The organism is Streptomyces sp. NPDC058289 (genome assembly GCF_042880975.1).
GTDB classification, from domain to species: Bacteria; Actinomycetota; Actinomycetes; order Streptomycetales; family Streptomycetaceae; genus Streptomyces; species Streptomyces stoeckheimensis.
The window spans coordinates 1-26,432 of sequence record NZ_JBHVYI010000069.1 but is presented as its reverse complement, the minus strand read 5'-3'; the positions used below and the strand labels follow the sequence as shown (position 1 = coordinate 26,432).

The following is a 26,432-nucleotide window of genomic DNA, read 5'->3' as shown; positions in this document are numbered from 1 at the left end:
GGTGATCACTTACGCCCTCCTCAGCGCAGCTTGGGGTCGAGGGCGTTGCGGACCGCTTCGCCGAGCATGATGAAGGCGAGGACGGTGATGCTGAGCATGATCGAGGGGTACAGCAGGATGTGCTGGGCCACTCGGATCTGCGAAGCACCGGCGGAGATGTCCACGCCCCACGAGATGGTCGGCGACGCGAGGCCGAGACCCAGGTAGGACAGGGTGGCCTCCGCCGCGATGTAACCGCCGAGCGCGATCGTGGAGACCACGATCACCGGGGCCATGGCGTTCGGCAGGATGTGCCGGAACAGGATCCGGGTGGTGCCCGCGCCCAGTGCCTTGGCGGCGTGCACGTAGTCCGCCTGCTTCACGGTGATGACCGCGCCGCGCATGACGCGGTTGATCTGCGTCCAGCCGAGGAAGGCCAGGGCGAAGACGACCGTCCACACGGTGCGCTCGGTGAAGGCCTGGAGGACGACCATCGCGCCGAGCAGGAACGGGATGCCGAAGAAGATGTCGGTGACGCGCGACATGATCGCGTCGGTGACGCCGCCGAAGTAGCCGGCGATCATTCCGGTGATGCCGCCGAGCACGGTGACGATCGCGGTCACGGAGATCGCGACGATGACCGAGGCGCGGGTGCCGTAGATGAGGCGCGCGTAGACGCTGCGTCCCTGGCCGTCCCAGCCGAGCCACTCGGGGGATCCGACGGCGCCCAGTTCGGGCTTGCCGAGGAAGTGGTGGACCAGGTCGCCCTTGGTGGGGTCGATGCTGGTGAACCAGCCCGGGAAGGCGGCGATCACGAGGAGTACGAAGATCAGCGCCGAGGATACGACGAAGTACGGGTTGCGACGCAGGTCGGCCCAGGCGTCGCCCCACAGGCTGCGGGCCTTCTCGGCCTTCACCGGCTCCACCGGGGCGCCGGGCGCCGCGGAGGTCTCGGCCGCCACGATGTCGGTCTTGGTCAGATCAGGCATACCGGATCCTCGGGTCCATGACCGCGTAGAGGAGGTCGACGAGCAGGCTGGCTATCAGGTAGACCACGACGAGGACGGTGACGACACCGACCACGGTCTGGCCTTCGCGGCGGACGACCGATTCGTAGATCAGACCGCCGACGCCGTGGACGTTGAAGATGCCTTCGGTGACGAGGGCACCGCCCATCAGGGCGCCGATGTCGGTGCCGAGGAAGGTGACCACGGGGATCATCGAGTTGCGCATGAGGTGCACACCGATGACGCGGCGCTTGGGCAGGCCCTTGGCCACGGCGGTGCGGACGTAGTCGGCGCGCAGGTTCTCGGCCATCGAGGTGCGGGTCAGGCGGGCCACGTAGGCGAGCGAGAGCGAACCCAGCACGATGGCCGGCGCGAGCAGTTCGCCCCAGGTCTCGTCGTTGCTGACGTTCGGTTCGATCCAGCCGAGCTGGAAGGCGAACACCGACTTGACGATGAAGCCGAGGACGAAGACCGGCATCGAGATGATCAGCAGGGTGAGGATCAGGATCAGGTTGTCGGCCAGCTTGCCGGCCTTGAGGCCGGCGACGATCCCGAGGGCCAGGCCCAGGACGATCTCGATCGCGAACGCCAGGAAGGCCAGGCGCAGGGTGACCGGGAAGGCAGCCCCGACCACTTCGGTGATCTCACGTCCACTGCGGATCTGGGACCCGAAGTCGAAGTGGAACAGGATGCCGGTGATGTAGTTCCAGTACTGCTGCCACAACGGCAGGTCCAGGCCGTGCTGGTGGCGCAGTGCGGCCAGCGTTGCGGGGTCGGTGCCCTTGTCCCCGAAAAGTCCGGCCACGGGATCGCCGGGCAGGCTGTACACCATCAAAAAGATGAGCAGGGTCGTCCCGAAGAAGACCGGGATCATCTGGAGCAGTCGTCGTGCGACATAGCGCCCCATCATGCCTCCGTAGAAGATGCGGCAGGCGCAGCCGGACGGGCCCTTTCGCCACGCACGCGCGTGACGGTTCCGTCACTGCGTCGCGAAAGGGCCCCCCGGGCGCTGCATGTAGGCCCGAATGTGGGCCGGCTCCCCGCCGGCCCACATCCGTCGAAAGGAATTACGCGGTAGGACTTACTTCTTGACCTCGACCTGGTCGAGGATCGGGTCGCCGTCCTGGGCGTACTTCACGTTCTGGACCTTCTCGGAGAAGCCCGCGTTGACCTTGTAGTACCAGAGCGGGATGGAAGGCATGTAGTTGACGAGGTCCTTCTCGATGGCCTGGTAGGCCTTCACGGACTCGTCGAGGGTCGCGGCGCTGTCGGCCGCGGCGATCTTGGCGTCGAGCTCGGGGCTGGTGAAGCCACCCTGGTTGCCGCCGGCGCCCGTACGGAACAGGTCGCTGATGAAGTTGGCGTTCACCGGGTAGTCGAGGACCCAGCCGGAGCGGTAGATCGACTTGACCTGCTTGGACTTGCGGGCCTGGAGGTCGGCCTGGAAGTCCGGCTTGGCGTCACCGGTGCACTTGACGCCGGTGGCCTGGGTGATGCTGCCGCAGACGGCCTCGACCCATTCCTTGTGACCGCCATCCGAGTTGAACTGGATGAAGATCTCGTTGTTCGGAACGCCACCGCCCGCGGTGATGAGCTCCTTGGCCTTCGCCGGGTCGAACTTGGTGACGTCACCGGAGCCGGTCGGCGTGTAGCCGAGGACGCCCTTGGCGACCCAGCCGGTCGCCGGCTCACGGGTGCCCTGGAGCACGGTCTTGGTGATGGTGTCGCGGTCGATCGCCATCGACAGGCCCTGGATGACCTTCGGGTCGACCTTCTTCGGGGTCTTCCACTGGTCGGCGTAGTACGCGATGGCCAGCGTCTGGACGGCGGAGTACGCCTGGTCCACGGCGCGGTCACCGAGGTCGGCACGGTAGACCGGGAGGTCCTTCGGGCTGATCTGACGCAGGACGTCGACGTTGCCCGACTTCAGGTCCTCGTAGGCGGTCTCGAGGGTGGTGTAGTTCTTGAGAATCACACCGCCGTTCTTCGCCTTGTCGGTGCCCTTGTAGTCGTCGAAGCGCGTGAGCTCGATCTGCTTCTTGTGCTCCCACGACTTGAACTTGTACGGGCCGTTGCCGACCGGCTTCTCACCGGCGGCCGCGGGGTCCGCGTAGAACGAGGCGGGCAGCGGGGAGAAGACCTCGTAGCCGAGCTTGTACGCGAAGTACGGCACCGCGTTGGCGAGCTCGATGGTGAAGGTGTTCTCGTCGACGATCTTCAGACCCTCGAGAGCCTCGCCGGTGGGCTTGGCGCCCTCGGCCTCGGGGTGCAGGGCCTCGAAGCCCTTGATGTCGGCGAACCAGGACGCGTTGCCCTGCTTGTTGTTGATGTTCGCGGCCCAGTTCCACGCCTTGACGTAGGACTCGGCGGTCACCTTGGTGCCGTCGTGGAAGGTCCAGCCCGGCTTGAGCTTGACGGTCCAGAGCTTGCTGTCCGTGCTGGTGACCGACTCGGCGTTGACGTTGACGATCTTGCCGTCGGCGTCGTAGTCGACCAGCTGGGAGAACAGACCCGACATCGCGATCGAGCCGTTGGACTCCATCGTGTCGGCCGGCTGGAGAAGCTTCTCCGGCTCGCCCACCTCGATCGAGTAGATGCCGTTCGGGTCAACTTCGCCCTTGGCGCCGGCGTTCTTGCCATCGCCGCCGCCACAGGCAGTCGCTGCCAGGGCGACGACAATCGCGCCCGCTACCCACTTGGCGCTCTTGGCACCGCGCATGGGTTTCCTCCTCATGAGTCCACTGTCTGATGTGAAGGACACAGGTGTGCTTCGCCGACACCCCTGACGGCGATAGGACCGGTGTCCCGAGTGTGCTCGTGAGTCGACGCTCCCCACAGCGTGTGACCCATTGACCCGAGCTCAATGGAGCCATCCTCAGGGACTGCTTGACCGTAAACCACACTTAAGTGGTCTCGTTTTCACAACATCGCACTACGGCTAAAACCCGAAATCCGGACAAACAGATAGGAGACAGACATGAACGAAACGGACTGTTAGCTCTTCTTCCGGAGTGTCACGGTCGGTATGCGGACACCGGACCGAAATAATCCGCTTGACAAAAGCGAACAGCCCCCTCCGTCACGGTGTGCGTGACGGAGGGGGCTGTTCATTAAAGCCGTACCGGGCAGGACCCAAGTGTGACCTAGGTCCTACGCGACTACTTGCCGGACTTGGCGCGCGACGCGGTGCGCGAGCGGTCCTTCTGGTCCAGGACGACCTTGCGGATGCGGACGGCCTCCGGGGTCACCTCGACGCATTCGTCGTCGCGGCAGAACTCCAGGGACTGCTCCAGGGAGAGCCTGCGCGGGGGCACCACGTTCTCGGTGTTGTCCGCAGAAGCCGCACGCATGTTGGTGAGCTTCTTCTCCTTGGTGATGTTCACGTCCATGTCGTCGGCGCGCGAGTTCTCGCCGACGATCATGCCCTCGTACACCTCGGTGCCGGGCTCGGTGAACAGGACACCGCGCTCCTGCAGGTTGATCATCGCGAACGGCGTGACCGAACCCGAGCGGTCGGCGACCAGCGAACCGTTGTTACGGGTCACCAGCGGGCCGAACCACGGCTCCAGGCCCTCGTGGATCGAGTGGGCGATGCCCGTACCGCGCGTACCGGTCAGGAACTCGGTACGGAAGCCGATGAGGCCGCGCGACGGGACGACGAACTCCATGCGGACCCAGCCGGAGCCGTGGTTCGACATGTTGTCCATGCGGCCCTTGCGGACGCCCATGAGCTGCGTGACCGCGCCCATGTGCTCCTCGGGGACGTCGACCGTCATGCGCTCGACCGGCTCGTGCACCTTGCCGTTGATCTCCTGCGTGACGACCTGCGGCTTGCCGATCGTCAGCTCGAAGCCCTCGCGGCGCATCTGCTCGACCAGGATGGCGAGCGCGAGCTCACCACGGCCCTGGACCTCCCAGGCGTCGGGACGCTCGGTCTCGAGGACGCGGAGCGAGACGTTACCGACCAGCTCGCGGTCCAGACGGTCCTTGACCTGGCGGGCGGTGACCTTGCGGTCCTTGACCGCGGACTTGGCGTCCGCGCCCTTGCCGCTGCCGCCGCGGCCGACCATCGGGGAGGTGTTCGTACCGATGGTCATCGAGATCGCCGGCTCGTCGACCGAGATCAGCGGGAGCGCGATCGGGTTCTCCGGGTCGGCCAGGGTCTCGCCGATCATGATGTCGGGGAAACCGGCGACCGCACAGATGTCACCCGGGCCCGCCACCTCGGCCGGCTTGCGGGTGAGCGCCTCGGTCATCATCAGCTCGGTGATGCGGACGTTGGAGATGGTGCCGTCACGCTTGATCCACGCGACGGTCTGGCCCTTGCGGAGCTCGCCCTGCTCGACGCGCACCAGCGCGATGCGGCCGAGGAAGTTGTCCGCGTCCAGGTTGGTGACGTGGGCCTGGAGGGGGGCCTCCTCGTCGTACACCGGGGCCGGGACGTGGTCCAGGATCGTGGAGAAGAACGGCTCCAGGCTGTCGCTGTCCGCGGGGACGGTGCCGTCCTCCGGCTTGGTCAGCGAGGCCACGCCGTCACGGCCACAGGCGTAGACGATCGGGAACTCGATCTGCTCCTCGTCGGCGTCCAGGTCGAGGAAGAGGTCGTACGTCTCGTTGACGACCTCGTCGATCCGGGAGTCCGGACGGTCCGTCTTGTTGATGCAGAGGATGACCGGCATCTTCGCCTGCAGGGCCTTGCGCAGGACGAAGCGGGTCTGCGGCAGGGGACCCTCGGAGGCGTCCACCAGCAGAACGACGGCGTCCACCATCGACAGACCGCGCTCGACCTCACCACCGAAGTCGGCGTGGCCGGGGGTGTCGATGATGTTGATCGTGATGGGCGCCCCGCCGTCCTTGGGGTGGTACTTCACCGCCGTGTTCTTGGCGAGGATCGTGATGCCCTTCTCACGCTCCAGGTCGTTCGAGTCCATCATGCGGTCGTCGAGGTGCTGGTGGGCGGCGAAGGCACCGGCCTGCTTGAGCATGGCATCGACGATGGTCGTCTTGCCATGGTCGACGTGGGCGACGATGGCGACGTTACGGATGTCGTGGCGCGTGGGCACTTCGGCGCTTCTCCCGGGATCGTGGATGGCGACGCGTACGGTCCGGCACGCGCGCCTCGACCGGGCGGAAAACCTGCCACGGCCTTACCCCATCGTACGTCGGCTGGCGGGAACCGCCTGCCGGGGGGTCTGTCAAGAGGCCGGACGACTGAGCACGGCCGGGTCCTGGGTGGGGGGACTCGGCCGCAGGTGGAGCCTGTAAACACGCGGGTCAACGGGTACGTACGACCTTGCCCGCCGGGTGATCCGGCGGGCAAGGGACTTGAGTCACATCTGAGCTTGAGACCTTCGAATCAACCCTGGATGCACCCCTTCGTCATCACTTCTTCTCGTTCTTGCCCTTGGCCGCGGCCGGCTTCTTCCAGCCGATGTCCTGGTAGCGCGGGGCACCGAGGCCGAAGGCGCCCGCGTTGGTGAGACCCGGCTTCACGGCCACCAGCTCGGGGCGCTGGTAGAGCGGGATGGACCCGGCCGTCGCCCAGATCCGGGCGTCGGCCTTGCGCATCAGCTCGCGGGAGGCCGCCTCGTCCAGCTCGCCGAGCGCCTGGTCGAAGAGCTGGTCGATGTGGTCGGTGCCGACCCGGGTGTAGTTCTGTTCGACCAGCAGCGAGCCGTCCGCGGCCGGCTCCGGCTTGGCGAAGATCGGCCGGGCGTCGGTGGCCGGGTAGGCGGTCGCGGGCCACGAGTAGAGCGCCAGGTCGTACTGGCCCGAGGCGATGTGGTCCTTGAAGAAGCTCTCGTCGGCCACCTTGGTCAGCTCGGTCTGCACGCCGACCTTCTGGAGCATCTGCGCGATCCGCTCTCCGACCGTGCGCAGCGCCTCCGAACCGGGACCGGCCGGCAGGACGAAGCGCAGGGCGAGCGGCTTGCCGTCCTTGGCGAGCACGCTGCCGGAGGTGCGTACGGCCTGCTTTGCGGGGGCCGGGGCGGTGCTCGCCTTGGCCGGGTCCGCCGGGTCGGCGGCGGCCTCGGCGTCGAGGGCCGGGCTGCGCTTGCCGTCGTCCACGGCGTCGGCCCGGGCCCCGGACTGGGCTTCGGCCTGGGCGCGCAGGTGCTGCTCCTGGAGGTCCGCGAACGGCTCCGGGGCGAGCACCGGGGAGGGGCGGCTCTGCCCGTTCGCGGCGAAGGCGTCGGCGTCGACGATCTCTCCGTCGGGGGCGGAGCGGCCGTACCGGCCTTCGGGCACGTCCGCGCCCGCCGGGTCCTCGGGGCCTTCGGGTCGGTCGTCGGGGTGGGTGTCGCGCAGGGCGGCCGCGGCGTTCCGGGCGGCGTCCCCGGGCTTGCCGTCGTCCTGGCCGACGATGTAGAGGCCGTCGTTCCCGGTGCCCGGGCCCGCGGCCGGGCCCGCGGGAGTCCCCGCCGGAGTCTTGGAGTCGTCCGTCTCCTTCGCGGCTTCCGAGCCCGCCTTCGCTCCCACCGGCTCGGTGATCTTGCCGCCCCGGCGCCAGCCGGCGTCCGCGAGCAGGGCCTGCGAGGCCTGGGTGTCCTGGCCGCCGAGGGCGTCGCTGTTGTCGGCGTACGCCTGCTGCCCGGCCAGCGCGAGGTGGCTGCCCACCGGCTTCGCGGGCAGGCCCAGCGGCTTCAGGACGATGTCGGCGAGCGCCTGGCGGTCCAGGGCGCGGGCCACGGCACGGCGTACCCGCTCGTCGGCGAGCGGGCCGCTCGCCCCGTTCATGGCGAGCTGGGTGTAGGCGGGCTCCAGGGACTTGCGGACGGTGAAGCCGCGCAGGGCGCTCTGCTCCTCGGCGTACCGCTTCACCGACTCCGCGTGCTTCTGGCGGGTGGCCTGCGCCTCCTTGGCCTTGTCCTCGTCCAGTCCGAAGGCGAGCGCCCACGACAGGGTGGCCTGCGCGGCCGTCACCGAGGCGGCCGGGCCGTGGGCCCCGTCGGCCTTGGCGGCGTCGCGGCGGGCCAGGGCGATCCGGTCGGCCCCGGTGCGGTCGATTTCCGCCAGGTCGAGCTTGCCGGCGGCCAGCGCGGCCGGGCGTTCGGAGCGGGGCACCGCGGTGAGGACCAGGGTGTCGAGCTTGGCGGGGCTGCCCCACCAGCGCGGGTTGCGGGTCAGCGAGGCCGTACCGGTCTTCTTGTCGATGGCGCCCAGGCCGAAGGGGCCCGCGGTGACCTTCAGGGCGCCCCGGGCTCCCTCGTTGAAGCTCTCCGGGGTGCCGGTGACCTGCTTGGGGTAAAGGGGGCTGAAGAGGGAGCGCCAGTCGGCGTACGGCCTGACGAAGGTGACCTTGACCTCCAGGTCCGTCTTGCCGCGCTCGATCTTCTCGATCCGGTCGTAGCCGGCGTTGCGCGCCGTCCAGTACGCGGAGTCCTTGCCGTTCAGGGCCCGCCACTGGGCGACGAAGTCGGCAGCGCCGATCTCGCGGCCGTCGCTCCAGACCGCCTGCTGGTTGAGCTTGTACAGGACGACCTGCTTGGGCTCCCGCTCGACGACCTCGGCCTTCTCCAGGTAGTCGGGATTGGCCACCGGCCGCCCCTTGCCGTCCAGCACGAACAGCTGGGGCAGTACCGCCCCGGCGATCCGGTTGGTGGTGGCGTCCGCATCGGCCTGGAAGGCGTTGAGGGTGGCCGGCATGGAGTCCACGGCCCACCGCAGCACCCCGCCGTCGGCGACCTTGTCGCGGGTGGCGGCCGCGATGTCCTGCCCGGCGGCGGCCGGGCCGCCCTCGTCTTCACCCGCGCCGCAGCCCGCGAGCAGCGGCAGTGCAAGAACTCCCGAGGTCAGGAGCGCCAAGGACCTGCGCCTTCTCTGGGACATGGGTGGTACCTCCGGGGCGGGGCGTGGGGGGAGCCGTGAAAGGGGGATGTTTTGATCACGTTCGGCGGTATATGGAGCTGATCACACTGGGTGCCGAAACCCACTGAAATCGACACCCCGCCGCACTCACCGCAGCCGGCCCCCGCCACGCCGCGAACCCCACCCGTGCGGACCAATCCGGCTTGCTTCCCGAGCGGGCGTTCCCCCGTAAGAGGGATGAAAATGGGGGCAGGGAGGGGCGCACAGTTCGCGCCTGCGCGCCCGCAATCGCTGCACGTCCCTTCACAACGGGGGACGGAAGGCGCGACACTCGCAGGCGCACATGAGCGTTGCCACCGCACCCAAGGTGAAGTGAGGGCAAATCATGTCCCTGCAAGACGATTTGACCGCCGTACGGCGCAACCTGAACGAGCTGGTCCGCTCGGTGGAGCAGCTGGAGAAGGATGTCGCGCGGCAGGCGCCGGCCGCCTCCCGGCCTCCCGGCGAGGGCGCGATGGTCAGCGTCCCCGACACCCCGTACGACAGCGCGCTGTGGACGGACGCCGACGACGAAGGTCTCGGCGCCCGCGACCGCCGCGCCCCCTGACCCGCCCTCTCCCGCACACCCCACCACCCCGCAGGACCCGGTCACCCGCAGCGACGGCGGCCGGGTCCCCGGGGCACCCCTCATCACTCCACTCGGAGTCCCTCTTGGCCACAGGCACCCAACCATCCCCACAGCGGCCCGGCGGCGTCCACGACGCCTCGCGGGCCGCGATCGCGGCCCGGCACCTGCGGACCGACCGGTGGTGGCTCTCCCCCGCCGGCACCGCGGCCGGGCTGCTCGCCTTCATCGTCTACTCGAGCTGGCGGGCCTTCGCCAACGCCGACTACTACGCGGCGCCGTACGTCTCCCCGTTCTACTCCCCGTGCCTCGCGGAGAACTGCGCCGACATGCGCGGCGGCCCGAACCTCGACCTCTTCGGCAGCTGGTGGGGCCTGTCCCCCGCGCTGCTGATCCTGGTCTTCCCGCTCGGCTTCCGGCTGACCTGTTACTACTACCGCAAGGCCTACTACCGGGGCTTCTGGGCCTCGCCGCCCGCCTGCGCCGTCGCCGAGCCGCACGCCTCGTACAGCGGTGAGACCCGCTTCCCGCTGATCTTCCAGAACATGCACCGGTACTTCTTCTACGCGGCGCTGCCGGTCGCGGGCATCCTCACCTACGACACCGTGCTGACCTTCCGCGACGAGCACTACGCGTGGGGCCACATGGGCCTCGGCACCCTTCTGTTCCTCGTGAACATCGGGCTGATCTGGGCGTACACGCTGTCCTGCCACTCCTGCCGGCACATCATGGGCGGCCGCCTGAAGCACTTCTCCAAGCACCCGGTCCGCTACCGCCTGTGGGGCTGGATCAGCCGTCTCAACACCCGTCACATGCAGCTGGCGTGGGCCTCGCTGATCAGCGTGGCCCTGTGCGACTTCTACGTGTACCTGCTGGCCAGCGGCGCCTTCACCGACCCGAGGATCTTTTAGATGACCCAAGTGGAACGGCAGCAGTGGGACGTGGTCGTGGTCGGTGCGGGCGGCGCCGGGCTGCGGGCCGCGATCGAGGCGCGCGAGCGGGGCGCCCGTACGGCCGTGATCTGCAAATCCCTCTTCGGCAAGGCCCACACCGTGATGGCGGAGGGCGGGATCGCCGCCTCCATGGGCAACGTCAACGAGGGCGACAACTGGCAGGTCCACTTCCGCGACACGATGCGCGGCGGCAAGTTCCTGAACCAGTGGCGGATGGCGGAGCTGCACGCCAAGGAGGCCCCGGACCGGGTCTGGGAGCTGGAGACCTGGGGCGCGCTCTTCGACCGCACGCCCGACGGGAAGATCTCGCAGCGCAACTTCGGCGGGCACGAGTACCCGCGGCTCGCGCACGTCGGCGACCGGACCGGGCTGGAGCTGATCCGCACCCTCCAGCAGAAGATCGTCCAGCTCCAGCAGGAGGACTTCAAGGAGTACGGGGACTACGAGGCCCGGCTCAAGGTCTTCCAGGAGTGCACGGTCACCAGGATCTTGAAGGACGGGGAGAGGGTCTCGGGGACTTTCTGCTACGAGCGCGAGACCGGCCGGTTCTTCGTCCTGGAGGCCCCCGCGGTGGTGCTGGCCACGGGCGGGATCGGGAAGTCCTTCAAGACCACGTCCAACTCGTGGGAGTACACCGGTGACGGCCACGCGCTGGCGCTGCTCGCCGGGGCGCCGCTGCTGAACATGGAGTTCGTGCAGTTCCACCCGACCGGCATGGTCTGGCCGCCCTCGGTGAAGGGCATCCTCGTCACCGAGTCGGTGCGCGGCGACGGCGGGGTGCTGCGCAACAGCGAGGGCAAGCGGTTCATGTTCGACTACATCCCGGACGTGTTCAAGGAGAAGTACGCGCAGTCCGAGGAGGAGGGCGACCGCTGGTACGAGGACCCGGACCACAACCGGCGCCCGCCCGAGCTGCTCCCCCGCGACGAGGTGGCCCGCGCCATCAACTCCGAGGTCAAGGCCGGGCGCGGCTCCCCGCACGGCGGGGTGTTCCTCGACGTGTCCACCCGGATGCCGGCCGAGAAGATCAAGCGGCGGCTCCCGTCGATGTACCACCAGTTCAAGGAGCTGGCGGACGTGGACATCACCGCCGAGCCGATGGAGGTCGGCCCGACCTGCCACTACGTGATGGGCGGCATCGCGGTCGAGTCCGACACGGCCGCCACCCTCGGGGTACCAGGCCTGTTCGCCGCCGGTGAGGTCGCGGGCGGGATGCACGGCTCGAACCGGCTCGGCGGGAACTCCCTCTCCGACCTGCTGGTCTTCGGCCGCCGGGCCGGGCTGCACGCGGCCGAGTACGCGGCGCGGGACGCCCCGGCCGTCGGCGGGCGGCCCGAGGTGTCCCAGGCGCAGATCGACTCGGCGGCCGCGGAGGCGCTGGCCCCGTTCCATGCCGCCGAGGGCGCGGAGAACCCGTACACCCTCCACCAGGAGCTCCAGACGGCCATGAACGACCTCGTCGGGATCATCCGCCGCGAGGGCGAGATGGCCCAGGCCCTGGAGAAGCTCTCGGCCCTGCGCGTACGGGCGGCACGGGCGGGGGTCGAGGGACACCGGCAGTTCAACCCGGGCTGGCACCTGGCCCTGGACCTGCGCAACATGCTGCTGGTCAGCGAGTGCGTGGCCCGCGCGGCCCTGGAGCGCACCGAGAGCCGGGGCGGGCACACCCGCGAGGACTGCCCGGCGATGGAGCGGTCCTGGCGGCCGGTGAACCTGCTGTGCCGCCCCGTCGAACCCGCTCCCTCGGATCCTGCGGCGGACCGGATCGAGCTGACCCGGGTGCGCACCGATCCCATCCGATCCGACCTGCTCGCGCTCTTCGAGAAGGAAGAGCTGGTCAAGTACCTCGCCGAAGAGGAGCTCTACGAGTGAGTACCTACGATGCCGCGTTCCGGATCTGGCGGGGCGACGCTGAGGGCGGTGAGCTGCGCGACTTCACCGTGGAGGTGCACGACGGGGAGGTGGTCCTGGACATCGTCCACCGGCTCCAGGCCACCCAGGCGTCCGACCTCGCGGTGCGGTGGAACTGCAAGGCGGGCAAGTGCGGTTCGTGCAGCGCGGAGGTCAACGGGCGGCCGCGGCTGATGTGCATGACGCGGATGTCGACCTTCTCCCGCGAGGAGACGATCACCGTGACCCCGCTGCGGGCCTTCCCGGTCGTCCGCGACCTGGTGACGGACGTGTCCTTCAACTACCAGAAGGCGCGCGAGGTGCCCGCGTTCGTGCCGCCCGCGGGGGTGGCACCGGGCGAGTACCGGATGCAGCAGATCGACGTGGAGCGCTCGCAGGAGTTCAGGAAGTGCATCGAGTGCTTCCTGTGCCAGGACACCTGTCACGTGGTGCGTGACCACGAGGAGAACAAGGGGGCCTTCGCCGGTCCGCGCTTCCTGATGAGGGTGGCGGAGCTGGACATGCACCCGCTGGACGCGGCGGCCGAAGCGGGCCTGGACCGCAAGCGCACGGCGCAGGAGGAGCACGGGCTCGGCTACTGCAACATCACCAAGTGCTGCACGGAGGTCTGCCCCGAGGGGATCAAGATCACCGACAATGCACTGATCCCGCTGAAGGAGCGGGCCGTGGACCGCAAGTACGACCCGTTGGTGTGGCTGGGAAGCAAGATCCGGCGGCGTTCCGGCACATAGCCGCCCCCAGCTGTTTACTTCGCACGACAGAATGCCCCCTGAGCAACGTCGTTGACGTCATGTCAGGGGGCTTTCGCGGTGCGGGTGGGGGATCAGCTGGCGGGCCGGTACCGCCTCGAACAGCGGCTCGGCAAAGGCGGCTTCGGCGAGGTGTGGCGGGCGCACGACACGGCGCTGGACCGGGCCGTGGCGGTGAAGGTGCTCCTGGAGACGGCCATGGCCGACGAGGCGGTCGCCCGCTTCCGGCGCGAGGCCACCATCGGGGCGCGGCTCCAGCATCCCGGCATCACCGTCGTGCACGACGTGGGCCAGGAGGAGGGGCGGCTCTTCATCGTGATGGAGCTGCTGGCGGGCGAGGACCTGCGCAGCACGCTGTCCCGGGTGCCGGGCGGGCTGCCGGTGCCGGTCGCGCTGGAGCTGGTCACCCAGGCTGCGGAGGCGTTGGCCGCCGCGCACGAACGCTCGGTGATCCACCGGGACTTGAAGCCGGCCAACCTCTTCCTGATGCCCACCGGGCGGGTCAAGATCTGCGACTTCGGCATCGCGCACTCCTCGGACGCCACGGCCGGCTGGACGGTCACCGGCCGGATCTTCGGGAGCCCGCCGTACATGGCCCCCGAGCAGTGGCGGGGCGAGCGGGTGGACGCCCGGTGCGATCTGTACGCGCTGGGGTGCGTGATGTACGCGCTGCTGAGCGGGGAGCCGCCCTTCGGGGAGGCCGAGGTCCCCTACGTCTTGATGCGCCGGCACATCGAGGACCTGCCGCGCTCGCTGCGGGAGGCCGGTGCGGTGGTCGCGCCGGAGGTGGAGCGGCTGGTGCGGCAGCTACTGGAGAAGGACCCGGCGGACCGCCCCGGGTCGGCGCAGTCCGTGGCCACGGCGATACGGGCCCTGCCGGGCGGGAGCGGGGCCCCGACCGGGGGCGGGGCGCGGGACGGGAGCGGGGCCCCGGCCGGGAGCGAGGCCCCGGACGGGAGCGGGGCGCGGGTCGGGTCCCCGGCCGGGGGTGACGCCCGAAGCGGGGCGGGCGGGGCCAACGGAGCCCGGGGCGGGCCGGAGGCAGGACCCGGGGCTGGGGGCAGGGCTCGGGCTGGGGACGAGGACGGGTTCGACCCGGGTGCCCGGGGTGGCGCCGGGGTCGGGACGGGGTCCGGGAACGGGTCCAGGGGCGGGAACGGTTCCGGCCGCGGGGTCGGAGGCGGGCCGGAGGCAGGGGCCAAGGGCGAGTACGGCGCGGATGACCAGCCTGGCGTCGGGGTCCGGCCCGGGCCAGAGCTCGGGAACGGGGCCGGCGGCGGGGTCGGAGGCCGGCCGAAGGCAGGGGACGGGTACTCGTACGCGTACGGCGCGGATGACCAGGCCGGGGCCGGAGTCCGGCCCGGGCCAGGGGACGAGAACGGGGCCGGCGGCGGGGTCGGAGGCCGGCCGAAGGCAGGAGACGGGTACGCGTACGGCGCGGATGACCAGGCCGGGGCCCGAGTCCGGCCCGGGCCAGGGGACGAGAACGGGGCCGGCGGCGGGGGCGGGACGAAGGTCGGGGTCGGGGACGGGCTCGGCGCCAGGGACGGGGATGGGCTCGGGGCCAGGGACGGGGATGGGTTCGGCGCGGGCGACCCGGGTGGGGTCCGGGCCGGGTCCGGGGTCGGGATCAGGTCCGACGGCCAGGCAGGCGTCCGGGCTGGGTTCGGGGCTGCCAACGGGGCCGGGTCGGAGATCCGGGCCGGGTTCGGGGCTGCCGACCGGGGCGGGGCGGAGATCCAGGGCCAGTTCGAGGCCGCCGACCGGGGCGAGGCGGAGATCCAGGGCCAGTTCGAGGCTGCCGACCGGGGCGAGGCGGAGATCCGGGGCGGGTTCGGGGCTGACGACCGGGGCGGGGCGGAGATGCGGGGCGGGGCGGAGGTCGGGGAGGTGCCTGCTGAGGTGCGGGCGTTTGTGCGGGAGCTGCTGCTCGAGGCCGAGGTCGGGCTGCGGGGGCTGGAGCCCGGGGACGAGGCGCGCATCGAGGTGCTGACCGTGGCCGCCGACGCCGCGGCGCGGTTCGACGCGGGGCTCGCGGGGCGGCTGCTCGGCGACGCCGAGATCGCGGCGTGGGAGGGCGGCCGGGGCGACGGGGCGCGGGTGGCCCGGCTGCTGACCCGGCTGGCCAGGGCCACGTCCACCCGTGCCCCGGCGCGGGCCCGGCGGCTGCTGACCGACGCGCAGCAGGCGCTGTTCACGGTGTTCGGCTCCGACCGGGAGGGCCCGCTGTGCGAGGTGGCGGAGGAGCTGGCCGTGGTCGCCCCCGGGCAGGCCGCCCGGATCGCCGCGGACCACTTCGCGGACGCCCGGACGGACAAACGGCTGCGGGCCCGCGTCGCCACGGCCGTCGCGGCGGCCGATCCCGCGGAGGCCGAGCTGCAGTTGGCGCTGATCCCGGACGCCGGGCAGCGCGGGGCCGCCACCTACGACATGGTGGTGGCCGTCGCCCCGCACGACGTGGCGGCGGCCCTGCGGCTCAGCGAGCGCATCGGCTCCGCCGGGGGACGGCTGCTGGCGCTGTGCCAGGTGGCGCGGGACCGTTCCGGGTCCGGAGACCCGGCGGGCGGGGCCCGGGCGCTGGAGCAGGCCGAGGAGGAGCTGCCGCGGTTCCTGGAGGAGCGGGCGGCCTGGCTGCGCGAGGAGGCGGCGCAGCACGCCGGGGAGGGCCGTTTCGACAGGGCGGAGCGGCTGCGGAAGCAGGCCGACGCCCTGCTGGGCGGCCGCCCCGGGGAGGCTGCCGACGCGAAGGCAGACCACGCGCTGGCGTCACTGGCCACGGCCCGGGCATACAGGGAGCAGGATGCCCGGCTGCCGCTGGATCCGGAGGCGGCGCGGGAGTGGGCGGGCCGGGCCCGGAACCAGCCGGAGCCGGCGCAACGGTCCCTGCAACTGGCCCTCGGCGCCCGCCTGTCCGTGGGGACGGGCCGGGTGCCCTGGCTGGCGGCGGCCGCCGCCGACGCGGGGAGCCCGCCGCCGCCGGGGATCAGGGCCCTGGGCGGACCGGACACCGGCGCCGGGTCGCGCCTGCCGGGGCCCGGGCCGAAGCGGCGTACCGAGCCCGGGGCCCGCGCCTGGCGCACGGAGGCCCGGCCGGACGCCGCGTACGCGGCCGGCGCGCACGTGGTGTGGCGGTCGGGGGCCGAGGTGGGCTGCGTACGGGCCGGGGAGGGCACGACCCGCTGGACGGCCCGCTCCGACGAGGGCGTGGGCTCGGCCGCGCCCCCGCTGCCCGGGACGGGGCCGCTCCTGGTGGCCTGCACGGCGGACGCGGCCACGGTGTACGTCGAGGTCCGGCGCGACGGCGCGCCCGGAGTACGGCTGCTGGCGCGCGAGCCGCGCGACGGGCGGGTGCGGTGGTGGCGGGACCTGCCCGGCACGGAGGCGCAGTCCGGCACCGGAGGCGCCCGCCTCCCCGCGCCGCGGCCGCGGCCGCTGCGCAGCGCCGGGCCCGTGCTGGTGCACGGGGCGCCGGGGGACCTGACCGCGCTGCGGGCGGCGACGGGCGAGGTCCTGTGGCAGCGCCCGGTTCCCGACCCGGCGACGCGCTCCCCCGCCGCGGTGGGCGACTGCCTGGTCCTCGCGGACGAGCTGCGGCTGCGGGCGGTGCACCTGCCGACCGGCCGGCCGGTGTGGTCCTTCCAGCGGTCCCGCCCCACGGCGCGCACGCTGCACGATCCGCGGCTCGCCGGGAGCGGCCTCGTCCACCTCCTGGACGAAGGCGCGCTGCTGGCCCTGGAGCAGGGTTCCGGCCGGGAGGTGTGGCGCTTCGCGCCGGGCGCCCCGGCGGAGGGCGGCCCGCTCGTCGAACGCGGCACGGTGTACGCGGTCTCGCACGCGCCGGAGGGCCGGGACGGCCGGGAGGGCTGGGACACGGTCCACGCCCTCGATGCGGGGACGGGCGCGCTGCGCTGGCTGCGCCAGGCGGCCCGGTGCGGCGGGGCGGGGTGCGGGTTCGAACTGTTGGGGCTGCGTCCGGGCGGCCTGTACGTCAAGGTCCCCCAGGGCGGTCGGCGCGGTCTCCTCGGCCGTTCGCCGGACCCGTACGTGGCGGTCCTGGACCCGGCCTCGGGCCGACCGCGCCGGTATTGGGACCACCCGCCGCCGGCCACGGCCGAGGCCCTCCTGGTCGGCGACCACCTCGTCCTCTCCCGCCCGGAGCTCACGGCGTACGAGCTGCCCTAGAGGGTGTCGGCTCCGGGTGCGAGAGGGGGAAACCGCCCATACTCTCCCAAATGTGACTCCGCCGAGAAGCAGCACGAACAGCCGCACCACCGCCGAGATATCCGTCCGGACCGGCCTCGCCCTCGCCGCCGCGCTGCTCGGGCTCACCGGCTGGGCGACAGCCACCGCTCCGGCCGCCCGGGCCGACGACCCCGTCACCCTGTCCCAGCAGGGGCAGATCACCGACCGCGTGGGCGCCCTGGGCGACCGCAAGCCCCAGGTCGCCGCCGCGCTGGACAAGCTGTACGCCGACCGGAAGGTCCAGCTGTTCGTCACGTACGTGCGCGACTTCTCCGACCGGTCCGCGCAGAGCTGGGCCGACGCCACCGCCCAGAAGAACGGCCTCGGCCAGAACGACGTCCTGCTGGCCATCGCGACCGGGGCCCGGCAGTACGCCTATTCGGCCGATGTCGACTCCGGATTCACCAAGGAGCAGCTCGCGGCGGTCGCGCAGACCGCCATCGAGCCGGCCCTCAAGCAGAACGACTGGGCGGGCGCCGCGATCGGCGCCGCCGACGGCTACGACGCGGTCCTGGGCGGACAGCCCGTGCCGGTCCCGGCCATCGTCCCCGGCGAGGCCGACCCCGGAGGCGCCGCGGCGAGCGGCGGCGAGAGCGGCGCCGGGGACTTCGTCCTCCCGGTGGTCGCGGTCGGCGCGGCCGGCGCCCTCGGGGCGTACGCGTATACCCGCCGCAAGCGCAAGCAGGCGGGCGGCGGCAGCGGCGGCTCGAAGACCACCGGCTGGTCCGGGCAGGGGCCCGGCCCCGTTCCCCTGCCGGAACTGGATGCCAAGGCCAAGGCCCTGCTGGTGGAGACCGACGATGCGATCCGCACCAGCACCGAGGAACTCGGCTTCGCCACCGCACAGTTCGGCGAGGAGGCGGTGTCGGCCTTCACGCAGGCGGTGGAGTTCGGGAAGGGCGAGCTGACGGCCGCCTTCCGGCTGCGCCAGCAGCTCGACGACGCGTACCCGGAGGACGACGCCACCCGCCGCCGGATGCTGGACGAGATCGTGGCCCGCTGTACGGAGGCGAGCCGGCGGCTCGACGCCGAGTCCGCGGACTTCGACCGGCTGCGGGACCTGGAGAAGAACGCCCCGCAGGCCCTCGCGACCGTGGAGGCCCACTTCCGCGCCCTGACGGGCCGTACGACCACGGCGGAGGCGACCCTCACGGCGCTCGGCCGCCAGTACGCGGACTCCGCGGCGGCGCCGGTGGCCTCCAACCCCGAACAGGCCAAGGACCGGCTGCTGTTCGCGACGACCAGCCTCGGCGAGGCCCGCGCCGCGATCGACACCGGCGAGAACGGCAAGGCCGCCGTGCACGTCCGGGCGGCCGAGGGCGCCGTGGACCAGGCGGCCACCCTGGTCGACGCGGTGGAGCGGCGCGCACAGGAGCTGGCGGAGGCGGCCGGGAAACTGCCGGGCGCGCTCAACGAGACGGACACCGACCTCGCCGACGCGAGCGGACTGCTGACCGGCACCGCCGAGGGCACCTCGACCGCCGATCTGCGCGGCCGGATCAGCCGGGCGCAGGCCGTACTGGCCGACGTACGGCAGGAGCAGGCCGCCGGCCGGTACGACCCGCTGGACGCACTGCGCCGCGTGGAGGAGGCCGACGCGGCCCTCGACGAGGCGCTGGCCGGGGCCCGCGAGCGGGAGTCGGGCCGGCAGCGGGCCGCGGCCCTGCTCGATCAGGCCCTGCTCACGGCGCGCAGCGCGATCGGCGCGGCCACGGACTACATCACCACCAGCCGGGGCGCGATCGGCAGCCAGGCCCGTACCCGGCTGGCGGAGGCCCAGCGCCACCTGGAGCGGTCCGCCTCCCTGGCGGGCTCGGACCCGGCGGGCGCACTCGCCGAGGCCCAGCAGGCGGACTCGCTCGCGCGCCAGGCGCAGCAGCTGGCCGAACAGGACGTACGGGGCTACCAGAACCCGTACGGCGGTGGCGGCCGGCAGCAGGGCGGCGGCATGGGCGGCGCGGTGCTCGGCGGGATCATCCTCGGCGAGATCCTGGGCGGCGGACGCGGCGGAGGCGGCTTCGGCGGCGGGGGCGGGGGCTTCGGCGGCGGCTTCGGCGGGGGCGGCGGACGCGGCCCCGGCTCCTTCGGCGGCGGCGGCACCCGCGGCCGCATGGGCGGCGGCGGCCGCTTCTGAAACGTACTCCCTTCGCTCCCCCTCCCCCTCCCAAGGAGACACCGCACATGAGCAAGCAGAGCATCCTCGGCCGCGTCACCCAGCTCGCCAAGGCCAACATCAACTCCCTGCTGGACCAGGCGGAGGACCCGCAGAAGATGCTGGACCAGCTCATCCGCGACTACACGAACAACATCTCCGAGGCGGAGCAGGCCGTCGCCACCACCATCGGCAACCTGCGGATGCTGGAGGCGGATTACAAGGAGGACGTGGACGCGGCCGCGGAGTGGGGCGGCAAGGCCCTCGCGGCGAGCAAGAAGGCCGACGAGCTGCGGGGGTCCGGGTCGGCCGCGGACGCCGACAAGTTCGACAACCTCGCGAAGGTCGCGCTCGGCCGCCAGATGCAGTCGGAGAAGGAGGCGAAGACGGCCGCGCCGACGATCGCCGCCCAGACCGAGGTGGTCGACAAGCTGAAGTCGGGCCTGGACTCGATGAAGACCAAGCTGACGGAGCTGACGGCGAAGCGCGACGAGCTGGTCTCGCGGGCCAAGACCGCGCAGGCCCAGAACACGATGATGGACGCGGTCAAGAACATCGACGTGATGGACCCGACCAGCGACATCACCCGCTTCGAGGAGAAGGTCCGCCGCGAGGAGGCCATGGCCCTGGGCAAGCAGGAACTGGCCGCCTCTTCCCTGGACGCGCAGTTCGAGTCCCTGGACGACCTCGGCAAGACCTCGGAGATCGAGGCCCGCCTGGCCGCCCTGAAGTCCGGCAGCCTGAGCAAGCCCTACTAGAGCCTTCCCCCGCACCTCCCCGGGCCTGGCCGCGGCCGGCCCGGGGGCGCACTACCCGTACATGCTCAGCAGTTGCTCCGCCGACAGTTCCGTCACCGATTCCGCCACCGCGCCCGGGAGCGGGAGTTCGAACCAGACGGTCTTGCCGCGGTGGGTGCGGCGGGTGCCCCAGCCCGCGGAGAGCAGGCCGACCAGCTGGAGGCCGCGGCCGCCCTCGTCGGTGTCGCGGGCCCTGCGGCGGCGGGGCTGGACCAGGTTGGCGTCCCAGACCTCGCAGACCAGGGTCCGGTCCAGCAGGAGGCGCAGCCGGATCTCGCCCTCGCCGTAGCGCAGGGCGTTGGTGACGAGCTCGCTCACCAGGAGTTCCGTGGTGTCGAGCAGTCCCTCCAGGCCCCACGCGGGCAGCTTCGCCCGGGCCAGCTCGCGGGCCCGGCCCACCGAGCGGGCCTCGCGCGGGAGCTGCCAGTCGCCGACCGCGTCCACCGGAAGGCCCTGGACCCGGGCCATCAGCAGCGCGATGTCGTCCTCGCCGTGCCGGGTGTCCAGGGTGTTCAGGACGTGGTCGCAGACCTCCTCCAGGGGGCGGGACGGGTCGGCCAGCGCGTCCCGCAGGCCGCGCAGGCCCTCCTCCAGGGGGTGGGTCCGGGATTCGACCAGCCCGTCGGTGTAGAGCGCGAGCAGGGCCCCCTCGGGGAGTTCGACTTCGACTTCCTCGAAGGGTTCCCCGCCGACGCCCAGGGGCATTCCGGTGGGGATCTCCAGCAGCAGTCCGGGGCGGGGGGTGCCGCCCTCCTCCACCGGTTCCACCAGTACGGGCGGCATGTGGCCGGCGTTGGCGATGGTGCAGCGCCGGGTGACCGGGTCGTAGACGGCGTAGACGCACGTCGCGAGGTACACCTCGGAGCGGTCCGCATCCCGCGACAGGGCGGCCCGCGAGGCCTGCTGGGAGCCGCCGGGCGCGCCGAGGCCCCGGGCGATCTCGTCCAGCGCGGTCAGCACCTCCGCCGGTTCCAGGTCCAGCAGCGCGAGGGTCCGTACCGCGGTGCGCAGTTCGCCCATGGCGACGGCGGCCCGCAGTCCGCGGCCCATGACGTCGCCGACGACGAGCGCCGTGCGGTGCCCCGGCAGCTCGATGACGTCGAACCAGTCGCCGCCGACCTCGGTGGCGGCGTTCCCCGGCAGGTAGCGGCAGGCGATGTCGAGTCCGGCGGCCTCCGGGTCGCCGGGGGGCAGCAGGCTGCGCTGGAGTATCAGCGCGCGTTCGTGTTCGCGCCGGTAGAGCCGGGCGTTGTCGATGCAGACGGCGGCGCGCGCGGCGAGCTCCACCGCGACCGCCCGGTCGCGTTCGCCGAAGGGCTCGCTGCCCTTGGTGCGGGAGAACTGCGCGAGTCCGACCACCGTGTCGTGGGCGACCAGCGGGACCACGAGCGTGGACTGGACGAGGTCCCCGGACTCGGGCCCGCCGCCCTCCACCAGCCGCGGCCGCGCCGTGCGCAGGGCGAACGCCCCCGGCGATCCGGCCGGGTAGCGGTGCACCTCCCCTACGGAGACCAGCGCGCCCGGACCGGACAGCGGCGCGTCCGACACGGCCGAGGAGAAGGCCACCCGCCGCAGCGGCGCCGAGGGCGCCCGGCCCGGGCCCTGGCCGGGCAGGCTGGGCACGCCGGGGCCCTGCGGGCGGGCGGGGCGGTCGTCGTCGCCGAGCAGCAGCCCCTGGTAGAGGTCGACGGCGGCCAGGTCGCAGAAGCCCGGGACGGTGACGTCGAGCAGCTCGCGGGCGGTGGTCTCCAGGTCGAGGGAGTTGCCGATGCGGTGTCCGGCCTCGTTCAACAGGGCCAGGTTGCGCCGGACCCCGGCCGCTTCGCGGGCGGCGAGGTGGCGGCGGGTCACGTCGATGCCGATGCCGGCGACTCCGATGGGGCGGCCGGTGCCGCCGTGGACCCGGTAGAGGTTGATGGACCAGTGGCGGTTGTCCCGGCTGCCGGGGGCGGCGCCGGTGATCTGGAGGTCGTTGACCGAGTCCCCGGTCTCCAGGACCCTGCGCAGCGCTTCGGCCATCCGGTCGGCCTCGTGCGCGGGCAGGTAGTCGTGGACGGTGCGGCCGCGGTGTTCCTCGGCGGCACCGCCGAAGACGGTGGCGAAGCGGCGGTTGGCCCGCTGCACGGTGAGGTCCGTACCGAAGAGCAGGAATCCGAAGGGAGATTGACCGAATATCGCCTGCGAGGCGGCCAGATCGGATTCGATCCGGCGCAGCGCGCGGACGTCGACCACGACGCAGAGCGCGGCCCGCTCGGCGGTTTCGGTCTGGGTCGGCATCACATAGATCTCGGCCACCCCGTGCGCACCATCGCCGCCGGGGATCCGGAAGGGGATCAGGCCGGTCCATTCCTTGCCGTCGAGAATCTCGGCCACCCTGCGGTGTGCGCCGGCGCGCAGCTCCGGGGGCATGAAGGCGTCGACGGGGTCGCGGCCGACGGCCTCGGCCGCGGTCAGCCCGAAGAGTTCCTCGGCGCGCAGACTCCACTGGTCGATCAGCCCGTCGGGCCCGATCGAGAAGGAAGCGACCTTTATGTAGTCATATATCGAGCCAGGCGGGCTGCTGTGCCACAGGGAGTCGCGCCAGGTCTCCCCAGACGCTCCCCCGGGCACACGGGCCTGATGTGCCTGTACAGGTATCTCGCTCACGCGACCGTCCCCTCCAGCTCACCGCAACCGGACCGGCCATGACCGAAGTATTCAGCACCACGGCGCTCTACGACACGGCCTTCGCGATCACAAAAAGATCCCGTTGTTTTCCAGCCAAGCCGTGTGATCGTCGGCTGCCCCTCACCTTGTTACTCACCAGGAAGAGCCAATTCGAACCACACGGTCTTCCCCGACTTCCCGTGACGGGTCCCCCAGCGCTGTGCCGACACGGCCACCAGGTGGAGTCCGCGACCCCCCTCGTCGTCGGGTGTGGCGACGCGTTCGCGGGGTGGATCCGGAAGCGGATCCGAAACCTCCACGAGAAGTGCCGGACCCGAGGGCGCCTCGGCGGCGGCCGGATTGCGCCGTACGAGACGGACTCCGATGGGGCCGGAAGCGTACCGCAGGGAGTTGGTGACCAGCTCGCTGACCAGCAGTACGGTGACGTCGCCGACGGAGTCGAGACCCCAGTCGCGAAGGGTGCCGCGCACCGCGTGGCGGGCGGTGCGGACGGCACCGGGTTCGGCGGGAAAGGCCCATTCGGCGCATTCACCGTCTGTGTCGATCACGCCGATCACTTCCCGGGCCGGCTGGCGACCCCAGTCCGGTTCGAGGGAGAACGGAACCTCGGGTACAAGTACGAGATAGGGATTAATAGCCACATACCCGATATTCACGGCGTCGTACCACTCGGCCCCCCACGGACCGGCGCACTGTGGCGCAGACGGCCTAGCGCGTGCGCGTCACGCGCCCCCACGAACTCCGTGAACTCCGTGAACGCCGTGGACGCCGTGCACGCCGTGAACACCGTGCGCGCCGTCGGCAGCGCTCAGCCGGCGGCCCGCCTCGGCGACGGCCGGGCGGTCCTGGTCGAGCCAGTCCACCGAGTCGAGCTCTTCGGGCCGGAGCCAGCGCAGCTCGTCGTGGTCCTCCAGCGGGAGCGGATCGCCCGAGAGCAGCCGGGCCGTCCAGACGTGCAGGACGAGGCCGGGCTTCAGCGGCCACTCCCCCGGGATCCGCTCCAGCGCCTCGGTCTCCACGCCGAGCTCCTCGCGCAGCTCGCGCACCAGAGCCTCGGGCACGGATTCACCCGGCTCGGCCTTGCCGCCCGGGAGCTCCCAGCGGCCGGCGAGCTCAGGGGGCGCGCTCCGGCGGGCGGCCAGCAGGCGCCCCTCATGACAAAGGGCTCCGCCCACGACCACTCGTACAGTCATGGACGGAGCCTATGGCAGCGGCGACGGGTGCGCCGCACTGCTCAGTTCCTCGTGCCGGTCCGGCCGGCGGTGCTGTCCTGGCCTAGCCGCTCGATCCAGTAGAGCTGCTTGTGCCCTCTGCTTTCGAGGCTGTCGGCGACCTTCTGGGCCTCGGCCCGGGTGGAGTACCGGCCCACCCGGTAGCGGTTGCCGTTGTCGTCCTCACGTATGACCAGCCACGGGAGCAGGGCACCGCTGTCGTTCATCGCGTTTCACCCTCCGCCGACGTACCTGCCCGGGAAACCGCATTGCGCATATGCCCGAGCCTACGCCCGACCTTTACTCAGCGGATACGGTTTTTCACGAAGAGGTACCTCGCAGGCGTACGCATCCGGCCATGCGTACGAGCGGGCCGTGCGCGCCGGTTCAGCGCCCGCGCACGGTCGGCAGCGGCAGGATCACTGCGCCGCCCGGGTTCGCCTTGCGGCAGACGTCCCCGCAGGTGGCATCGAGGGAACAACAGAGCGAGCAGATCGGGCCGGAGACGACGGGGCAGTCGGCGATGTCCGGGAGCTCGTACGCGGACTCGCAGACGGCGCACAGGTGCGTGGCGGTGACGTCCTCGACGACCACGTCCGGGCCGTTGACCGTGTTCGGCCTGGCCAGGTAGTACTTCCCCTTCGTCGCCCAGGCGATCAACGGGCAGAGGACGAGCGCGAGTCCGGCCGCGATGAAGGTGGAGAAGGCCTCCGCGTATGTCCCGAAAAGGCCGAAGAAGGCGAGGATCGAGACGGTGGAGGCGATCACCATCGAGCCGAAGCCGGCCGGATTGACCGAGTAGAGGTAGGCCCGCTTGAACTCGATGTACGGCGGGCTGAGCCCGAGCCGCTTGTTGATCACGAGGTCGGCGGCGACGGCGACGATCCAGGCGATGCCGACGTTGGAGTAGAAGCCCAGCAACTTGCCGAGCATCGCGAACATGTTGAGCTCCATCAGCGTCAGCGCGATGCCGAGGTTGAGGAAGATGTACCAGACGCGGCCGGGGTGGCGGTGGGTGACCCGGGAGAAGAAGTTCGACCAGGACAGCGAGCCGCTGTAGGCGTTCGTGACGTTGATCTTGATTTGGGACACGATGACGAACACGGCGGCGACGGGCAGCGCGAGACCGCCGAGCCACGGGCGCAGCGCCTCCAGTTGCGGGGCGATCGGCTCCAGGGCGTGGGTCTTGCCGACGGCCTCCAGGGCGACGAAGGCGAGGAAGGCCCCGCCGAGCTGCTTGGCGGCGCCGATGATCACCCAGCCGGGACCGGCGGCGAGCACGGCGAGGTTCCAGCGGCGGCTGTTGGCCGGGGTCTTGGCGGGCATGAACCGCAGGTAGTCGGCCTGCTCGCCGATCTGCGCGATGAGCGAGAGCGCGATGCCGGTGCCGAAGCCGAAGCCGATCCAGGAGAAGCCGGAGCCGGCTCCTTCCGTCCCGCCGAAGTGCGCGAAGGCGCCCCAGGAGTCGGGGGCCTCGAAGGCCAGCACGAGGAAGGGCAGGACCAGCCCGATCAGCCAGATCGGCTGGGTCCACGCCTGCACCTTGGCGAGGGCGCCCATGCCCTTGAAGACGATCGGTATGACGATCAGCGTGGTGAGCAGGTACCCGATCTCCACCGGCAGTCCGACGGCCTGGTGCATGGCCTGGGCCATGATCGAGCCCTCGAGCGCGAAGAAGATGAAGGTGAACGAGGCGTAGATGAGGGAGGTGAGGGTGGAGCCGAAGTACCCGAAGCCCGCGCCCCGAGTGACCAGGTCCATGTCCAGGCCGTACTTGGCGCAGGCGCGGGCGATGGGGATGCCGGTCAGGAAGATGACGACGGCGGCCGCCAGGATCGCGGCGGCCCCGCTGGTGAAGCCGTAGGCGAAGACGATGGAGGCGCCGATCGCGAAGTCGGCGAGGTAGGCGATGCCGCCGAGGGCGGTGCCGGCGACGGTGCCGGGGCCCCAGCGGCGGAAGGAGTGGGGCGCGTATCTGAGCGAGTAGTCCTCGCGGCTCTCGTCGGCGGCGAGCTTGGCGTAGCTCCGGCGGGGCGGCTGTGCCGGGGGCGCGGGGGTGGTGGCGGTATCGGTCATACCGCCGGAAGGTAGGCCGCTTCCGTGACGGCCCGTCACGCTTGGGCATTGCCCGGGGGTTACGCCCCCGGCCCCCGTGTCACGGCGGGGTTACACCCCGCTGACCCCCTGTCCGCTGTCCGGTGCGGCGGGCTCCGCCGATGCGTTCCGGCTCGCCGCCGTGGCGGGGGCCCGCCCCCCCCCCCCCCCCCCCCCGCGCCGGCGAACGCCCCGGGCGCGGGCGCTTCGACGCAGCGGCCGCACCCGGCGGCCGC

Annotated in this window: 17 protein-coding genes; 7 read left to right on the top strand and 10 right to left on the bottom strand. The window is 71.6% G+C overall.

The window, feature by feature from the left end; genetic code table 11:
* Window positions 1-20 precede the first annotated feature (20 nt).
* The 5 genes from ACFVX6_RS29210 to ACFVX6_RS29190 all read right to left on the bottom strand — a co-directional run bounded on the left by ACFVX6_RS29210 (window position 21) and on the right by ACFVX6_RS29190 (window position 8,816).
* A complete protein-coding gene (locus ACFVX6_RS29210) occupies window positions 21-968 on the bottom strand; it encodes an ABC transporter permease (protein WP_389696437.1) in 948 nt (315 codons plus the stop codon).
* Window positions 961-1,893 (bottom strand): ABC transporter permease, encoded by a 933-nt coding sequence (locus ACFVX6_RS29205; protein ID WP_389696477.1) that lies wholly within the window; start codon window positions 1,891-1,893, stop codon window positions 961-963. Before ACFVX6_RS29205 ends, ACFVX6_RS29210 begins: the two co-directional genes overlap by 8 nt.
* 174 nt (window positions 1,894-2,067) lie before the next feature.
* Window positions 2,068-3,705 carry an ABC transporter substrate-binding protein gene (locus ACFVX6_RS29200; protein ID WP_389696435.1) on the bottom strand — a complete coding sequence of 546 codons (1,638 nt, stop codon included), beginning with the start codon at window positions 3,703-3,705 and terminating at the stop codon, window positions 2,068-2,070.
* A 439-nt stretch (window positions 3,706-4,144) separates the two neighbouring features.
* Entirely contained in the window at window positions 4,145-6,049 is a 1,905-nt protein-coding gene (typA, locus tag ACFVX6_RS29195) for a translational GTPase TypA (RefSeq protein ID WP_389696433.1), read from the bottom strand.
* Between the two features lie 319 nt (window positions 6,050-6,368).
* Window positions 6,369-8,816 (bottom strand): ABC transporter substrate-binding protein, encoded by a 2,448-nt coding sequence (locus ACFVX6_RS29190; protein ID WP_389696431.1) that lies wholly within the window; start codon window positions 8,814-8,816, stop codon window positions 6,369-6,371.
* 364 nt (window positions 8,817-9,180) lie between these two features.
* Here ACFVX6_RS29190 and ACFVX6_RS29185 point away from each other — a divergent pair, with 364 nt between their 5' ends.
* From ACFVX6_RS29185 to ACFVX6_RS29155, 7 genes are all read left to right on the top strand, one after another.
* A complete protein-coding gene (locus ACFVX6_RS29185) occupies window positions 9,181-9,402 on the top strand; it encodes a hypothetical protein (RefSeq protein ID WP_389696429.1) in 222 nt (73 codons plus the stop codon).
* 104 nt (window positions 9,403-9,506) lie between these two features.
* Complete coding sequence (locus tag ACFVX6_RS29180; protein WP_389696427.1) at window positions 9,507-10,331, top strand: hypothetical protein; 825 nt, start codon at window positions 9,507-9,509, stop codon at window positions 10,329-10,331.
* Window positions 10,332-12,245 carry a fumarate reductase/succinate dehydrogenase flavoprotein subunit gene (locus ACFVX6_RS29175; protein ID WP_389696425.1) on the top strand — a complete coding sequence of 638 codons (1,914 nt, stop codon included), beginning with the start codon at window positions 10,332-10,334 and terminating at the stop codon, window positions 12,243-12,245.
* Window positions 12,242-13,015 carry a succinate dehydrogenase/fumarate reductase iron-sulfur subunit gene (locus tag ACFVX6_RS29170; RefSeq protein WP_389696423.1) on the top strand — a complete coding sequence of 258 codons (774 nt, stop codon included), beginning with the start codon at window positions 12,242-12,244 and terminating at the stop codon, window positions 13,013-13,015. Before ACFVX6_RS29175 ends, ACFVX6_RS29170 begins: the two co-directional genes overlap by 4 nt.
* Window positions 13,016-13,099: 84 nt before the next feature.
* Complete coding sequence (locus ACFVX6_RS29165; protein ID WP_389696421.1) at window positions 13,100-17,215, top strand: protein kinase; 4,116 nt, start codon at window positions 13,100-13,102, stop codon at window positions 17,213-17,215.
* Between the two features lie 133 nt (window positions 17,216-17,348).
* Window positions 17,349-19,409: a TPM domain-containing protein gene (locus tag ACFVX6_RS29160; RefSeq protein ID WP_389696475.1), complete on the top strand. Its 2,061-nt coding sequence runs from the start codon at window positions 17,349-17,351 to the stop codon at window positions 19,407-19,409.
* A 47-nt stretch (window positions 19,410-19,456) separates the two neighbouring features.
* Complete coding sequence (locus ACFVX6_RS29155) at window positions 19,457-20,185, top strand: PspA/IM30 family protein (RefSeq protein ID WP_389696419.1); 729 nt, start codon at window positions 19,457-19,459, stop codon at window positions 20,183-20,185.
* A 51-nt stretch (window positions 20,186-20,236) separates the two neighbouring features.
* Here the strand turns inward: ACFVX6_RS29155 and ACFVX6_RS29150 are convergent, their stop codons facing one another.
* The 5 genes from ACFVX6_RS29150 to ACFVX6_RS29130 all read right to left on the bottom strand — a co-directional run bounded on the left by ACFVX6_RS29150 (window position 20,237) and on the right by ACFVX6_RS29130 (window position 26,178).
* Complete coding sequence (locus ACFVX6_RS29150) at window positions 20,237-22,834, bottom strand: SpoIIE family protein phosphatase (RefSeq protein ID WP_389696473.1); 2,598 nt, start codon at window positions 22,832-22,834, stop codon at window positions 20,237-20,239.
* Window positions 22,835-23,019: 185 nt separating this feature from the next.
* Window positions 23,020-23,448, bottom strand: a complete 429-nt coding sequence (locus ACFVX6_RS29145; protein ID WP_389696471.1) for an ATP-binding protein — start codon at window positions 23,446-23,448, stop codon at window positions 23,020-23,022.
* 165 nt (window positions 23,449-23,613) lie between these two features.
* The gene (locus tag ACFVX6_RS29140) at window positions 23,614-24,084 is read right to left on the bottom strand and encodes a (deoxy)nucleoside triphosphate pyrophosphohydrolase (RefSeq protein WP_389696417.1); all 471 of its coding nucleotides are present in this window, start codon (window positions 24,082-24,084) and stop codon (window positions 23,614-23,616) included.
* 41 nt (window positions 24,085-24,125) lie between these two features.
* Complete coding sequence (locus tag ACFVX6_RS29135; protein WP_254382854.1) at window positions 24,126-24,329, bottom strand: SPOR domain-containing protein; 204 nt, start codon at window positions 24,327-24,329, stop codon at window positions 24,126-24,128.
* A gap of 160 nt (window positions 24,330-24,489) precedes the next feature.
* The gene (locus ACFVX6_RS29130) at window positions 24,490-26,178 is read right to left on the bottom strand and encodes a purine-cytosine permease family protein (protein ID WP_389696415.1); all 1,689 of its coding nucleotides are present in this window, start codon (window positions 26,176-26,178) and stop codon (window positions 24,490-24,492) included.
* Window positions 26,179-26,432: the final 254 nt, after the last annotated feature.

Excerpts from the sequence above, each read along its gene's own strand:
- ACFVX6_RS29210 (WP_389696437.1), bottom strand. The coding sequence starts at position 968 with ATGCCTGATCTGACCAAGACCGACATCGTGGCGGCCGAGACCTCCGCG.
- ACFVX6_RS29205 (WP_389696477.1), bottom strand. The coding sequence starts at position 1,893 with ATGGGGCGCTATGTCGCACGACGACTGCTCCAGATGATCCCGGTCTTC.
- ACFVX6_RS29200 (WP_389696435.1), bottom strand. The coding sequence starts at position 3,705 with ATGCGCGGTGCCAAGAGCGCCAAGTGGGTAGCGGGCGCGATTGTCGTC.
- ACFVX6_RS29190 (WP_389696431.1), bottom strand. The coding sequence starts at position 8,816 with ATGTCCCAGAGAAGGCGCAGGTCCTTGGCGCTCCTGACCTCGGGAGTT.
- ACFVX6_RS29185 (WP_389696429.1), top strand. The coding sequence starts at position 9,181 with ATGTCCCTGCAAGACGATTTGACCGCCGTACGGCGCAACCTGAACGAG.
- ACFVX6_RS29175 (WP_389696425.1), top strand. The coding sequence starts at position 10,332 with ATGACCCAAGTGGAACGGCAGCAGTGGGACGTGGTCGTGGTCGGTGCG.
- ACFVX6_RS29155 (WP_389696419.1), top strand. The coding sequence starts at position 19,457 with ATGAGCAAGCAGAGCATCCTCGGCCGCGTCACCCAGCTCGCCAAGGCC.
- ACFVX6_RS29140 (WP_389696417.1), bottom strand. The coding sequence starts at position 24,084 with ATGACTGTACGAGTGGTCGTGGGCGGAGCCCTTTGTCATGAGGGGCGC.
- ACFVX6_RS29135 (WP_254382854.1), bottom strand. The coding sequence starts at position 24,329 with ATGAACGACAGCGGTGCCCTGCTCCCGTGGCTGGTCATACGTGAGGAC.
- ACFVX6_RS29130 (WP_389696415.1), bottom strand. The coding sequence starts at position 26,178 with ATGACCGATACCGCCACCACCCCCGCGCCCCCGGCACAGCCGCCCCGC.